Origin of the sequence: Rhizobium sp. Pop5, from assembly GCF_024721175.1 — a bacterium.
Lineage (GTDB): Bacteria > Pseudomonadota > Alphaproteobacteria > Rhizobiales > Rhizobiaceae > Rhizobium.
This window is the reverse complement of sequence record NZ_CP099398.1, coordinates 335,343-349,786: the sequence shown is the minus strand read 5'-3', so window position 1 is coordinate 349,786 and position 14,444 is coordinate 335,343. Positions and strand designations below refer to the sequence as shown.

7 protein-coding genes and 5 pseudogenes are annotated in these 14,444 nt (G+C 58.2%); 9 read left to right on the top strand and 3 right to left on the bottom strand.

From position 1 onward, the window contains the following. The first annotated feature begins 13 nt into the window (after positions 1-13). Positions 14-1,704, top strand: a protein-coding gene (locus NE852_RS01640) for an IS66 family transposase (RefSeq protein WP_258155598.1) whose coding sequence is annotated in 2 segments (ribosomal slippage) — positions 14-566 and positions 566-1,704 — 1,692 coding nt in all. Because the reading frame shifts where the segments join, the coding sequence is not laid out codon by codon here. Positions 1,705-1,996: 292 nt separating this feature from the next. Here the strand turns inward: NE852_RS01640 and NE852_RS01635 are convergent. After that, positions 1,997-3,523, bottom strand: coding sequence for a recombinase family protein (locus NE852_RS01635; RefSeq protein WP_258155596.1), 1,527 nt, complete (start codon positions 3,521-3,523; stop codon positions 1,997-1,999). 376 nt (positions 3,524-3,899) lie between these two features. Between NE852_RS01635 and NE852_RS01630 the strand changes: the two are divergent. The 3 genes and pseudogenes from NE852_RS01630 to NE852_RS01620 all read left to right on the top strand — a co-directional run. Then, positions 3,900-4,130, top strand: a pseudogene (locus tag NE852_RS01630) (transposase domain-containing protein); the annotation flags it as partial. Beyond that, positions 4,130-4,430: pseudogene (locus NE852_RS01625) on the top strand (hypothetical protein). The pseudogenes NE852_RS01630 and NE852_RS01625, both read left to right, overlap by 1 nt. A gap of 1,721 nt (positions 4,431-6,151) precedes the next feature. After that, entirely contained in the window at positions 6,152-6,655 is a 504-nt protein-coding gene (locus NE852_RS01620; RefSeq protein WP_010069248.1) for a helix-turn-helix transcriptional regulator, read from the top strand. Between the two features lie 517 nt (positions 6,656-7,172). Here the strand turns inward: NE852_RS01620 and NE852_RS01615 are convergent. Beyond that, a pseudogene (locus NE852_RS01615) lies at positions 7,173-8,116 on the bottom strand (IS481 family transposase). 342 nt (positions 8,117-8,458) lie between these two features. On the opposite strand from NE852_RS01615, the gene NE852_RS01610 reads away from it, so the two are divergent. The 4 genes and pseudogenes from NE852_RS01610 to NE852_RS01595 form a co-directional block, all read left to right on the top strand. Further along, a complete protein-coding gene (locus tag NE852_RS01610) occupies positions 8,459-9,658 on the top strand; it encodes an IS256 family transposase (RefSeq protein ID WP_008536727.1) in 1,200 nt (399 codons plus the stop codon). Positions 9,659-9,992: 334 nt separating this feature from the next. Next, positions 9,993-10,499, top strand: a complete 507-nt coding sequence (locus tag NE852_RS01605) for a helix-turn-helix domain-containing protein (protein ID WP_004671987.1) — start codon at positions 9,993-9,995, stop codon at positions 10,497-10,499. 486 nt (positions 10,500-10,985) lie between these two features. Further along, positions 10,986-11,069: pseudogene (locus tag NE852_RS01600) on the top strand (adenylyl-sulfate kinase); the annotation flags it as partial. Positions 11,070-11,111: 42 nt separating this feature from the next. After that, positions 11,112-11,671 (top strand): annotated as a pseudogene (locus NE852_RS01595) (adenylyl-sulfate kinase); the annotation flags it as partial. Here NE852_RS01595 and NE852_RS01590 read toward each other — a convergent pair. After that, on the bottom strand, positions 11,646-12,845 hold the full coding sequence (locus NE852_RS01590; protein ID WP_008536727.1) for an IS256 family transposase: 1,200 nt from the start codon (positions 12,843-12,845) through the stop codon (positions 11,646-11,648). The pseudogene NE852_RS01595 and the gene NE852_RS01590 sit on opposite strands and share 26 nt — an antisense overlap. A 403-nt stretch (positions 12,846-13,248) precedes the next feature. Here NE852_RS01590 and hisC point away from each other — a divergent pair, with 403 nt between their 5' ends. Next, complete coding sequence (gene hisC, locus NE852_RS01585; protein ID WP_008536542.1) at positions 13,249-14,352, top strand: histidinol-phosphate transaminase; 1,104 nt, start codon at positions 13,249-13,251, stop codon at positions 14,350-14,352. Positions 14,353-14,444: the final 92 nt, after the last annotated feature.

Genomic DNA, 14,444 nt, shown 5'->3' with positions numbered 1-14,444 from the left:
GTAGCTTTCGGCCATGGATGATGCTGCTTCGGAGATAGCCAGACTGCGCGCCGCGCTTGCGGCATCGGAAGCGCGTGCCGCCTCTGCCGAGGCCGACCTCGCACAGGTGCGCGCGGTCGTGACGACGTCTGAGGCGATGATCCGGCATCTCAAGCTCGAGATCGCCAAGATACGTCGCGAGCAGTACGGCCAGAGCTCGGAGCGCCGCGCCCGGCTGATCGAGCAAATGGAATTGCAGCTCGAAGAACTTGAAGCCGACGCCACCGAAGACGAGATCGCTGCGGAACGCGTGGCGACGAGAATCACAAATGTCTCCGCTTTCGAACGCCGCCGGCCGGCCCGCAAGCCGTTTCCCGAGCACCTGCCGCGCGAGCGCCTGGTCATCGATGCCCCGTCGACCTGCACCTGCTGCGGCTCGCACCGCATCGTGAAGATGGGCGAAGACATCACCGAGACGCTGGAGATCATTCCGCGCCAGTGGAAGGTGATCCAGACGGTGCGCGAGAAGTTCACCTGCCGGGACTGCGAGAAGATCAGCCAGCCACCGGCCCCTTTCCATGCGACATGCGGGGATGGGCAGGACCGCACCTGCTGGCGACGATCCTGTTCGAGAAGTTCGGCCAACATCAGCCATTGAACCGCCAGGCTGAGCGCTACGCCAGGGAAGGCGTCGCTCTCAGTCTCTCCACACTGGCCGATCAGGTCGGAGCCTGCACGACGGCCCTGCAGCCGATCCATGACCTGATCCGTGCCCATGTTCTGGCCGCCGAGCGGCTGCATGGTGACGACACCACCGTGCCGCTTCTGGCCAGGGGAGCAACAAAGCAGGCGAGGCTCTGGACTTACGTCCGCGATGACCGCCCTTTCGCGGGCGGCGCGCCTCCCGCCGCACTCTTCCACTTCTCTCCCGATCGCGAGAAGACCCACCCCAACACGCATCTCGCCGGATGGCACGGCACCCTGCAAGCCGATGCCTATGGCGGCTACAACGACCTCTATCGTGCCGACCGCCGCCCCGCGCTGGTGATCAGCGCACTTTGCTGGAGCCACGCGCGGCGCAAATTCTTCGAACTCGCTGACATCGCCGGCAACGTGCGCAAGGGCAAACCTGCCCACGAGATATCGCCCGTCGCGCTTGAGGCCGTTGCCCGCATCGACGCGCTCTTCGACATCGAGCGCGGCATAAACGGAATGCCTGCCGAGGATAGGCTCGCAGCGAGGCTGCAACATGCTCGCCCGCTCGTCGAAGAACTGCACGATTGGCTCATGGCCCAGCGCGGGCAAATGTCGAAGCACAACCCCGTCGCCAAGGCGATCAACTACATGTTCGAGAAGGAGGGTCGCTGGGAAGCCTTCGCCCGGTTCCTCGACGACGGCAGACTGTGTCTGACGAACAATGCCGCCGAACGAGCCCTGCGCGGCGTTGCCGGACCTGAGTCATTGTGCACTCCCTCTTTAAGTATCTGTAAACATTGGAAGCGTCTCGGTGTCAGCAATGCGACACGGGCGGCCCTTTCGGGCTATCGCGGCTTGGACGGTTGCCGAAGTCAGATTGCTGGCCCGGATTTGATACGGCGCGCCGGGAACCACCTGCTCGGCAGACAACACGTTCGTCTTGATCAGGTGGCGTATTCGGTGGTTGGTCACGCCCAAAACCGCCGCCGCCTCTGTCATGGTCAGCCATTCGCCCTCTTTATCGGCTGATTTGTACGCGTGAATGGCCCGGACCCGCCTTACTGAAGCGACCCGGTGTGCAGTCCAGGTTTTTCCTTGCCCCGTGGGCATTCCCATTCGATTGAGCGACGCGGCGATATGTTCATCGGACCAGCGTCCTGCCATGCTCCGCATCACTGCCAAAGCATCTTCCGTTGTGGCGCACCCGTGTTCAACCGTCTGGGGCTTGCGAACCTTGAGCTCCGAATGCTGACCGCCTTTCCAATGGATGGTCAGCACCACGTCGCGCACCTCATCACGACATCGACAACAATGTCGGCGATCAATGTACGTAGCAGTTGCTGGCGCACGCGCATGGTGACATCCGGCGACTCCCAGGCCGCCTGCAGATTGTCGGCGAGGTTTGCGAAAGTGCCTGGGTCAACTTCGATGGTTGAAGGACTTTCGGTAGGCCGCGCACTTCCAGATCACGGACGCGGCGTAGCGCCGTTTCCCAATTCTTCTCAAGCTGTGCAGCTATCAGGCGGTTGTCGGGATCGCATGCCGCATAGCGGCGCTCGGCGAGGCTAGCCTCGTAGCGGGCCTGTTGTAGCTCCAGATCGTGAATGTGGCGCTGGTCTTCCTGTCGCTCCCGGTGCATCCGCTCTGCTTTAAAAGTCGCCTCGATCGCTAATGGTTCTACCGCGCGCAACAACTCGCGCGCAACCGCCGCATCGACCTTCGAGCCGCCGAACGTCATGCAACGGGGCAAGCCCATCATCAGGTTCTGTTTATAGCAGCGATAGACAGGATTTTGTGGATTTCCCGTATAGGCAACACTCAGTCGCCGTCCAGACCGTCCGCAGGTCAGGAGACCTGATAATAATGCTTTGCCGCCGCGGCCCGATTTAGTCCCACCCGATCGGCCATAATTATTGAGGGCCAGTTGCTGTTGGTTACGCTCGTATTCGCCCCAACTAATGTAACCTTCGTGATGGTCCCGGATCATCACCTCCCAGGTACCGACGGGCTTGCCGTGCCCGTAACTGCGCCGAGCCCATCCATCGACGATGGCAGTCCGCTTCTCGCTCTTCCCATAGACGTAAACGCCGGCGTAGAAGGGGTTTTTGAGGATGCCGATCACATTGCGATAACGTACTGGCATCCATACGAAGTTGGTCATGCGCCCTTCATCCGACGGCCGAGGGAAGTGAATGTGATCTTTCGTCATCGACAGCAGCACCTGACGCGCGCTTCCAAGGTCGTGGAAGCGGGCGAAGATGGATCGAATTACCTCTTGCAGACGCAGATCAGGATCGAGCCCAAGCCCGGCCTCCCGATGCCAAATGTAGCCGAACGGAACAGAAAGTCGCAGTTCGCCACGGCGCGCCTTCGACCTGGCGGCATCGAGCATCCGGGCTCTCAGCACGCCCAGTTCGAACTCGCTGATACTGCCCTTCATTCCCAGCAGCAGCCGATCGTTGGGTCGACATGGATTGTAGACGCCGTCATGGTCAATGACGCGGGCTTCGACCAGGCCGCACAGTTCGAGCAGGTGATGCCAGTCCCGACCGTTGCGCGCAAGCCGTGAAGCATCGAAGCAGAAAACGGCACCAACTTTGCCGGCGCACAGTAGGGCGACGAGACGATCGAAGCCCGGACGGGCGACGGTTCCGCTGGCAGAGCGCCCGAGGTCGTCGTCGATCACCTCGACGTGGCTGAAGCCGTGGTGTCGCGCAATGTCAACAAGATCATACTGCCGTCGCTGGCTTTCCAGATTGGTTATAACCTGCGACTGAGTGGATTGCCGCACATAAACGACGGCCTTGCGCGCGAGCAGCGCTGTCGGAATCAAATCAGTGATGGTCATCGTTGAGCTCCTCGAATATCAGGTCGAGCTGCCGGCCCGACGCCGGCACCAGCGTATTGCGGGATCTCATCATGGTCCTCCTGAGTGATTCTACGTCCACTTCGGAAGGGTGCCGCTTTGCTGCCGCCAGAGACCAGCCTGTTCAATTCGATTAGCGTCGCAAGATCGACGCGTGGCGTTCCCATGGTCATGCCGCGGCAGACCACGGGATCGATCATCCACCCTGAGATCGCGATGACGACACCTGTCGGCCCCAGAACCTTCAAAAACCGGCCTGTCGCTCGTTCTTCGACGCGACGAATGGAAACCTTCTGGCCAAAATATGGATGCCAGCGATAGTGAACCTCGACTTCATCGCCGACATGGGCAGAATGAACGGGGCATTGCTCTCGGAAGAAAGGCATGGCTATTCGCCGGTTCCCAGCGCGGAGGCGAGCGTGCTGCCTTCATGTATTCCCTAATCGTCACGGCAAAGACGAACGATATCGATCCGCAGGCCTGGTTGGCGGACGTGCTCGCCCGCATGCCTGGCATTCCCGTATCACGGCTGCCGGAACTGCTGCCGTGGAACTGGCCCGCCGGAAGCGCCCGGCAGATGGCGGCCTGATGGCGCGCCCGACGCATGTCTACACGATCAACTACGTCGCCACGCTGATTGGCGAGAACCTCGAACTCATCCAGGAGGTCGCCAGCAACTCCGACAACATCGACTATGGTGAGATGATCCATGCCCATGACGGCAGCGAAGAGGGCATCACGACCTTCACCGACCGGGGCATCGAAAGCTTGAAGGAGTTCCTCGCCGATATCCGCACCTGGGAAGGAGGTGTTCGGCAGTTCCTTGTCGACGAGCAATGCGATCGCGACAAGATTCGAACGCATCATGGCAGACGAGCCGAAATCATAAGTGCCGCGGCCTTCGCCGGATGGATACTCTTGTACTGGACGTTGACCTTGCGGCTCAGATGGAGCGCCGCCATGCCCTTGGCGGCCGTGATTCCTCCCAGATTGCCATGATGATCTTCTTGAATGAAAGCTTGCGGTCGGCGAAAACCGAAAATTCGGCGCGGCATTCCGGCTCCGAGCATCAGAACGACGACGCCGTACGGCGCCAGGCAGCCACAGCGAGGGCAATATGGCTTCCCGACGTTCTTGGGCCAACGGAAGTCGACGAACAGGCCGTAGGTGTCGTCCTCGGCTGCCCGAAGCCTCTCTCGGGTCAGGCCAGGCGCACTGGTCGTATTTCGAACCTCCGGTCTCCTGCGGAGAAAGCGTCGTAGGAATTCGGTCTCAGGATGGAATTCGCTCCTGCAGCATGTTCAGGCTTCCGGTCCATACGCGAGACATAAGCAGACAACTCCGTCGTAAGGACGGAAGCGAAAGGTCAGTGCTCTATTCGTATCGATTTGAACATGAAAGGACCCTTACCAGGAGAACGAAACCACGTTCAGGGGTTAGCACTTTCGTAAGGTTGTCAAACCCGTGCCCTTATATCGGGAGAAAATTCAATGTCTCAGAGCCAGACTACCCAGCGCAATCTATAATCCAGTTCAGTGAATGGGTCCAGATCGTGAGAGCTGTCTTCGGGTGACCGCGCCTCATGACGACTATTAACGACTCGTTCCCAACAATCGAACATCCGCAAGGTAGATTCACGTTCGAGCATCTTGTGCCTACCTCTGTATGCCTTACTGGGCAGGTAACATTGCCGTTTCAGGCCCTGTCCTGACCTCTGGCCTTAATGATCTTGTTGTTTATTACCTTTTCCCGAGCAGATCAGACGAACACAACGTAGAACTGGTGGTAAAAAGCGCTGATCAGAAAGAAATTAATTTCAGCCGCATCAAGCGAAGGTGTAACGTCTGCCAACTCGTAAAAAAGGCTCATTTCCAGCAAATAAGGGTGCCCTAGAAACAAAAAAGGCCCCCTAAAGGAGCCTTCCCATGGCGTTTCCGCCGAACGCGTGTGCCCTACCGTGGTGTACCGACCTCTAAGGGTGCACCTGCAACAGCGACCTTTCGGAAGCCTCGTTGTCTGCTGCTCACAAAGATATAACCCACACGGTCGACTATTTCAAGCCCTTTGTGTGGATGCGATAAGGTGGCGGCTTCGTTTAGCAAAGTTCACGTTTGTGGCACTTGCTCCATGATGCCGGAATTTTCAGAGAGCATCGAACCTACACGCTAGCGGGAGCGGTAACCGATATGGGTTCTTGGCTGAGTGATTTCCAGCACGGCGGAGCTTTCCCAGCTAGCCAAATGGGATATCGTGGGACGGGGAAATGGATCGGTTTTCGAGGATCATGTCTTATCGTCCTCAACGAAGACCGCTTAGAAGATGTTGAGCATTGAATGTGAATTTTCGCTCAAATTCGACGCAACCTAGATGTTTCAGTGGCGGGTGCGGCCATAGCCGACTCATCTTTCATGGAACTGGGCCATCGGTCTAGCGAGACTGTTTTGAATGCATTCATGAAGCAATTTGGCTAAACTCTCAAATATTTGCTATAACGCAAAAAATGCCCAAAATGGGTATTTAAAACGGTTGTAGTGTGGCGATGACAAGTGGTTCAAATCGGTTCAGGTTGGCTCAAGCCTACAACGAGTGGCAGGAAAACAGGGACGTGCGGTGACGGAAGATCTAGCAAGCTACAGAAGTTCGAGAGGCCTCGTCAGCACCGCCGATCCGGAGGTTGACAAGGCGATCTATCGAAAGCCAGGTTTCGGCGGCGAAATTACATCGTTGGGTCACATGGAGGAATTGATCAGCGCGTTCCTGAAAAAGACACGCGAAGCGCAGGGCCTGTCTCGCGCAGACGTTGCTCCAATGCTTGGTCTGTCCATCCCTGTATACGGACGCTACGAGCGGGCATTTTCCAAAATGACTGTTACTCGGATGATCCATCTGTGTGAGATTCTTGGCTTCATGCCTATCGATATGATCTTTGAAGCTGCGCCACATCTTTGGGGCCGCACATCGGAGGAGGCCGAGGATTGTCTCACACTGGCGAGGATTCTTAGGAGACTTCCGAACGGCACGACGCGCGATCTTATTCGGCTCCTGCAGCGAATGATCCCCGATGACGACGAGAGCGACAGAGGTATCAGTGATGTAGCGGAGCCCGTGAAGTGAGCTGGGTTTGTCTATGACGCCCCGACCAGTAGTTAGCAGTATTGGTGATAGCTGTCGCAGCCGACGCGCTGTCGTCGGTGTGCAGACACCCGCAATCTCACAACTTAGTTTTTCACTCGAATTTCCGTCTGATCAACAATACGCGCCGATTGCGCAATTTTTCGATCTTTGGTTGGCGTTGATCTCGCTCGATGCTCGAGCGATTCGTCGGCGAGCGACGCCAAGTCTATTTGCATGCGCTTTGCTTCGACAGTAGGGTCTGTGTTAAACTCCCTCGTTGGGTTTTCCCGCTCAATGCCATGTGGGTATTCGAGCTGCCGGCGCGCATGCTTTGATTTCGATTGCTGAATCTAAGCCCGTCCTCTCCGCGCCTCCGTTCCATCGCGCCGATCCTTTTTGCCATTCGGCTCGGAAACAGCCTTTTGACATCACGATCAGGTTCCGCGAAAACGGGGTCGAGTCGCTGAGACTGGAAACGCTGTTCATGGCTGTCGCCGTTCAGAGGTAAGGGCATCGCCTAGGTGTTTAGTCCCGGCATTTGATGGATGGGGTCGATGATGAATCGATCCGGCTCCAAAGTCCATCGTCTACAGATGAACTCGTAAGGCGTAAGGCCCTTTAACGTCTTGAGCCGGCGCCCGAAATTGTAGGCGTCGATAAAGTCGGCCAGATGTTTTTTCAACTGCGCATGATCGTCGTAGTGGAAGCGCTTGACGGTCGCCTCCTTGATCGTTCGGTTCATCCGTTCGACCTGTCCGTTGGTCCAGGGATGCTTCACCTTGGTCAGGCGATGCTCGATGCTGTGATCGTCGCAGACCCAATCGAAGATGTGCTGGAAGGCATTTCGATCACAAGCTCGGTTGGTGAACTGAATGCCATTGTCGGTCAAAACGGTGTGAATGGTGTAGGGCACTGCCGCGATCAGATTGCGCAAGAACTGAGCGGCATTCATCTTGCCGGCTTTGGTGTAGAGTTCCGCGAACGCGAACTTGGATGTTCGGTCAATTGCGACAAAGAGATAGAGCTTGCCCTCAGCCGTCTGCACCTCGTCAATATCGATGTGGAAGTAAGCGATCGGATAGCTTTTGAACTTCTTCTTCGGCTCCTTGTCGCCTCTGACCTCCGGCAGACGTGAAATGCCGTGGCGCTGCAAACACCTGTGCAACGACGAACGCGTCAGATGTGAAATGGTCGGCTGAAGAGCGTAGAGGCAATCATCGAGCGGCAGCAACGTGTGCCGGCGGAAGGCGACGATAGCGGCCTCTTCTTCGAGGGAAAGGGTCGTCGAGTGCGGGTCCTTTGGGCCTGTAGGAAGGTCGACCAACGATGTCCGCTTCTTCCATTTCGCCACGGTTTTCTGGTTGATCCCGTATCGCTTCGAAAGCGTTTTCAGGCTCTCTTCACTATTGCTCGACGGATTGCCTCTGTCGTCGTGGCGCTCCCGTGTAGAACCTGGCCCATAGTGCTTCCCTCCATGCCAAGGAAAATATTGCACCATCAAATGCCGGAACCAAACACCAGAGCAGCCAGCGCGCGGAGCCGTGATTGGTCTGCCGTGAACCGAGAGCTCCACGTGCAGGACAAAAGGCCACCATGCCCGCACACGACGTCCCGGGAGCTAGACGAGGAAATGAAGCGACCGTTATGGTCGTGTCCCTACAGATGGTGTAGCTCGGCGGTAGCGAAGCCGCTCGCGAGCGCGCCCTCAACAGCGCGGTAGTGAGCGGGCGGCGAAGCGGTGGTCATCGATGTTCTTCAGTAGGGTTGGGTTGCTGACACCAACCTGATTCGAAGGAACCACCGATGACCGACGACATGATGAACCTGCGTGCGCTCGTGGAGAAGTCCCCCGACGCCGATCTTTTGCGCGAGATGATCGGCTTTGCCGCCGAGCGGCTGATGGAGCTGGAGGTGGGCGCTGCCACCGGTGCCGGCTATGGCGAGAAGAACCCGCTGCGGACGGCCCAGCGCAACGGCTACCGCGAGCGGGATTGGGAGACGCGCGCCGGAACCGTCGAGCTGCGCATTCCAAAGCTCAGGAAGGGCTCTTACTTTCCGGGCTTCCTGGAGCCGCGGCGCATGGCCGAGAAGGCGCTGACGGCGGTCATTCAAGAGGCCTATGTGCAGGGAATCTCGACCCGCTCGGTCGACGATCTGGTCAAGGCCATGGGTATGAGCGGCATCTCCAAGAGCCAGGTCAGCCGGCTGTGCGAGGAGATCGACGGAAAGGTCAAGGCCTTCCTCGAGCGGCCGATCGAGGGCGACTGGCCATATCTGTGGATCGATGCCACCTACCTAAAGGTCCGCCGGGGCGGCCGCATCGTCTCCGTTGCCGTGATCATCGCCGTTGGTGTCAACAACGACGGTCGCCGCGAGGTGCTGGGCATGGAGGTCGGCACCTCCGAAGCCGAGCCGATCTGGACCGAGTTCCTACGCAAGCTGACTCGCCGTGGCCTCAGAGGCGTCAAGCTGGTCGTCTCCGACGCCCACGAGGGCCTCAAGGCCGCCGTCACCAAGGTGCTAAACGCAACCTGGCAGCGCTGCCGGGTCCACTTCATGCGCAACGTTCTCGCCCACGCCGGCAAGAGCGGTCGGCGTGTCGTCTCCGCCTTTATCGCCACCGCCTTCGCCCAGGAGACGCCGGAAGCCGCAAGCACCCAATGGCGCGCCGTCGCCGACCAAATCCGCCCGAAGGTCCCGAAGCTCGCCGCCATCATGGATGATGCCGAAGAAGACGTTCTCGCCTACATGACCTTCCCGAAGGAGCACCGCGCCAAGCTGCACAGCACCAACCCGATCGAGCGCCTCAATGGCGAAATCAAGCGCAGGACCGAGGTCGTCGGCATCTTCCCCAATGACGACGCCATCGTCCGCCTCGTCGGCGCGATCCTGCTCGAGCAAAACGACGAATGGGCTGTCCAACGCGCCAGATACATGACGCTGGAAACCATCAGCCAGATGAGCGATGATCCGCTCATCAGCCTGCCAGCCGTGGCGCGCTGATCGTCCCGGCCCATGCCGGAGAACGCGGCGACCAAAGCCGCCACCTACACCACTCCCTGGGACATGATCACCGTTATCACCAAAATCACTGAGGGTCATAGCCAATTTGGCGCAAGTGGATAATCCTTGCGTGAAGCGATTTCGGTATGATCTATGTCTATGTACTTGCGATCACTTATATATTTTGGTGAACGATAGCTATCGGGTGAGGTCCGCGTGGCCCAAAATGCGCCAAATTAGATCGAAACGAAACATTGGTGGTTCCAAGCACATCACTTTCCGTATAAAGAGCTTTGGCGCATTTACCTCAGTCGGAGCAATGTCAGGACCACCATTGAAGCAATGGATTAATGAACTCGGTTTGCAACAAGTCGATGATCCGGGCATAGACAAGCCGGTCTATCGAAAACCTTTTGACGGACGGATTGCACTTAGCGCCGAACTCGAAAACTTGATCAGCATCAGCCTTCGCGAAGCCCGCGATAAGCGAAAACTCCCGCGCTCGAAACTGGCGCCCTTGCTTGGCATCACTAAGCAGGTCTACGGCCGGTACGAAAATGGAGTATCCCGCTTGACCGTGAGCCGACTGATTCATCTGTGTGAGGTTTTGGATGCCACTCCGGAAGAGATTATCGCCCCGGCGGCACCTTATCTTTGGGGCGAAACTGAAACCAAAGCGGTTCTGCTGCTGGCTACTATCGTGAAGTTGCGGACTTTCGATGAAGAGATCTTGCAAGATATTTTCAGCTTACTAAGCCGCATAGACGAGACCGGTAGCGATAGCGGCGATCGTGCCATGAAAGTCGCGTCTACCAGCGCCACTGCAGACGATCGCGAATAGGACGTAGATCGCTAGCTTCAATAAACAGAACGTGCGTCCCTGATGAAGTTCCATCAGAAACCGCGAAGGACTAGCTGGCGACCGTTCATCGCCACTCCGGGACATAGGTGGGTAAACCGGGGAGGGCGCAGTTGGGTCAACTGGTCCAACGCATCCCTGCTCTCGGCCGCTGGAGGGGACGCGCGGTCGTCTTTACGCCGCGAGTGCCAGGGAGGTCACGTCAAAGTCTAAGAAACCCGTATATTCGACATACAAAGCATCGATAATTCCATTCATACAATCCATTTTACCAATCTCCCGTGATGATGCATTAGGAATGATCTCAGACGCGAGTGACGGCGAAACATTTGACGATCCGGACTGGCTATAGCGCGAACCCGAGCAACGGCGCCGACATGCATCGGGGCGGCCACTGCTTCGATCGCACAGTGCGGGCTTCAAAAACAGCAGCAGGAAATACCAAAGGAGGTCTTTGCATGTTCTGAGGTGCGGTGGAAGCTGTGCTGGGAAAACGAGCTGGAACTCATCGACCACGTCGATCCTCCCGAGCTCTTTCGCAAAGCCCAAGGGCCGACCGGGGTCTTCAATTTCAGTGGCAGCCAAAGCTGGGCAAGGCGCGCCGACAACCTGCATTGGCAGGCGACCGACGCTGACAAGGGCGCGCGCGGCGATGAAGAGTCAGCAGCCAGCCGTCCTTTTGTTCACTGGACTTTCCGGCTCCGGCAAGTCGACAATCGCCAATGCGCTCGACCGGCTGCTGCATGCCCACGGGAAGCACACCTACATCCTCGACGGCGACAACGTGCGCCACGGGCTCAATCGCGACCTGGCTTCAATCAACCCGATCGCGTCGAGAACATCCGCCGCGTTGCCGAGGTCGCCGAGCTGATGGAGGAGGGGAGCTTATTGAAATCCTCGTCGACACGCCGCTTGAGGAATGCGCGCGACGCGATCCGAAGGGGCTTTATCGGAAGGCGCTCGCCGGCAAGATCGCCAATTTCACCGGCGTTTCCTCGCCGTACGAAATCCCTGAGGGCGCTGAATTACATCTCGAAACGGTTGGCCACGACCCTGCGGGATCATGTCCCAGGGAGTGGTGTAGGTGGCGGCTTTGGTCGCCGCGTTCTCCGGCATGGGCCGGGACGATCAGCGCGCCACGGCTGGCAGGCTGATGAGCGGATCATCGCTCATCTGGCTGATGGTTTCCAGCGTCATGTATCTGGCGCGTTGGACAGCCCATTCGTCGTTTTGCTCGAGCAGGATCGCGCCGACGAGGCGGACGATGGCGTCGTCATTGGGGAAGATGCCGACGACCTCGGTCCTGCGCTTGATTTCGCCATTGAGGCGCTCGATCGGGTTGGTGCTGTGCAGCTTGGCGCGGTGCTCCTTCGGGAAGGTCATGTAGGCGAGAACGTCTTCTTCGGCATCATCCATGATGGCGGCGAGCTTCGGGACCTTCGGGCGGATTTGGTCGGCGACGGCGCGCCATTGGGTGCTTGCGGCTTCCGGCGTCTCCTGGGCGAAGGCGGTGGCGATAAAGGCGGAGACGACACGCCGACCGCTCTTGCCGGCGTGGGCGAGAACGTTGCGCATGAAGTGGACCCGGCAGCGCTGCCAGGTTGCGTTTAGCACCTTGGTGACGGCGGCCTTGAGGCCCTCGTGGGCGTCGGAGACGACCAGCTTGACGCCTCTGAGGCCACGGCGAGTCAGCTTGCGTAGGAACTCGGTCCAGATCGGCTCGGCTTCGGAGGTGCCGACCTCCATGCCCAGCACCTCGCGGCGACCGTCGTTGTTGACACCAACGGCGATGATCACGGCAACGGAGACGATGCGGCCGCCCCGGCGGACCTTTAGGTAGGTGGCATCGATCCACAGATATGGCCAGTCGCCCTCGATCGGCCGCTCGAGGAAGGCCTTGACCTTTCCGTCGATCTCCTCGCACAGCCGGCTGACCTGGCTCTTGGAGATGCCGCTCATACCCATGGCCTTGACCAGATCGTCGACCGAGCGGGTCGAGATTCCCTGCACATAGGCCTCTTGAATGACCGCCGTCAGCGCCTTCTCGGCCATGCGCCGCGGCTCCAGGAAGCCCGGAAAGTAAGAGCCCTTCCTGAGCTTTGGAATGCGCAGCTCGACGGTTCCGGCGCGCGTCTCCCAATCCCGCTCGCGGTAGCCGTTGCGCTGGGCCGTCCGCAGCGGGTTCTTCTCGCCATAGCCGGCACCGGTGGCAGCGCCCACCTCCAGCTCCATCAGCCGCTCGGCGGCAAAGCCGATCATCTCGCGCAAAAGATCGGCGTCGGGGGACTTCTCCACGAGCGCACGCAGGTTCATCATGTCGTCGGTCATCGGTGGTTCCTTCGAATCAGGTTGGTGTCAGCAACCCAACCCTACTGAAGAACATCGATGACCACCGCTTCGCCGCCCGCTCACTACCGCGCTGTTGAGGGCGCGCTCGCGAGCGGCTTCGCTACCGCCGAGCTACACCATCTGTAGGGACACGACCCCCTGCGGCGTTGGCGTTTGAGATCGAACAGTTCCTCGAAAGGCGAATGGAGCAAGTGACGCATGAGTGTGAGAGTGGGGAGGCTTGACCATTGGCGGCTTGAAGCGGCCGCGGCGGTCCTTGGCCTATTAACTACGCGGCGACCGTAGCAGCCCGCAGGCGGCCCGCGCCAACGTCCGATGTGGCTTCAACAGGAGACGGCCGATCACGCGCTCACGACTCGGCTTACTGAAACGGAGAAAAGATATGGCTGATGCAAAGCTGCAAGCCGTGCTTTCGGCTCTTTCGCCGATGGCGAGACAGCTAAATGCGCTACCCTCCAATCAACCGGGGCGAGATGCGAACTGCGTTAAACTAAACACGAATGAGAATCCGTTTCCGTTGCCGATGATGGTGTTGCAAAGTGCGCTGGCGGCCCTCGAACGGCATTATCTGTATCCCGAAGATGACAATCTGAGCTTGCGCGACGCAGCCGCCAGCGCGTATGGCCTCTCCCAGGATCAGGTGGTCGCCGGGAACGGCTCGTCGGAGCTGCTTGGGCTCATCTACAGAGCATTCCTCGACCCGGGAGATAGCGTTGCGATGATATCGCCAGGTTTTTCCTTTAACCGCAAACTGGCCAAGTTGCAGGGTGCCAGATTTCTCGAAATCGAATGGGGCGAGTCTTATTCTCTGCCAATCGAGCAGCTGCTTCTTGGTCCAGCAAAAGATGCAAAATTCATACTGCTGGCCAATCCGAACAATCCAACGGGAACATTCGTTCCGGTGGCTGAAATCGACCGCCTCGTCGCGCAATCGGACCAGTTGATAGTGGTGGATGAAGCGTATGTCGACTTTGCACCCGATGATGCCCTGCGCCTAGTCGATCGTCATCCAAACCTTCTAGTATTGAGAACACTTTCGAAAGGCTTTGCAGCCGCGGGAATTCGCGTCGGTTTCGGCTTTGGTCATCCCGAACTTATTGGGAGGCTACGCAACCTGCAAAATGTCTTTAACATGAACGTGATCGGCCATGCGGTGGGCATTAGTATCCTTTCGCACCGCGCCGACTACGACGAGAACCACAGATATATTAAACATGAAAGACACAGAACGACCACTGCCTTGTCTCAATTGGGCTTTTCTGTCATTCCCTCCCACACAAACTTTTTGCTAGCTCGGGTGCCACCCGGACGAGATGGCAAATGGTGGCAAGCGTCTTTGGATAGGCAGAACATACTTGTAGCCGTCTTTCCCGATGCCGGTTTGGAAAATTTTATCCGCGTCAGCATCGGCACCAGAACCCAAATGGACGCGTTCCTTTCAGCCGCCAGGGACATCATTTCTGGAAGTATGAAGACGCAGAGCTAGGCGGTTAGAATTATTGGCCACACTGCTTGTCACTTGGAAACACCAAGTATCGAAGTCCATATTGTGGGATAAAGATCACAAATAAGCGCAAG

What these genes read in the sequence shown, in the direction of transcription:
- NE852_RS01635 (WP_258155596.1), bottom strand. Translation starts at nt 3,523, where the DNA reads ATGACCATCACTGATTTGATTCCGACAGCGCTGCTCGCGCGCAAGGCC.
- NE852_RS01610 (WP_008536727.1), top strand. Translation starts at nt 8,459, where the DNA reads ATGACCGACGACATGATGAACCTGCGTGCGCTCGTGGAGAAGTCCCCC.
- NE852_RS01590 (WP_008536727.1), bottom strand. Translation starts at nt 12,845, where the DNA reads ATGACCGACGACATGATGAACCTGCGTGCGCTCGTGGAGAAGTCCCCC.
- hisC (WP_008536542.1), top strand. Translation starts at nt 13,249, where the DNA reads ATGGCTGATGCAAAGCTGCAAGCCGTGCTTTCGGCTCTTTCGCCGATG.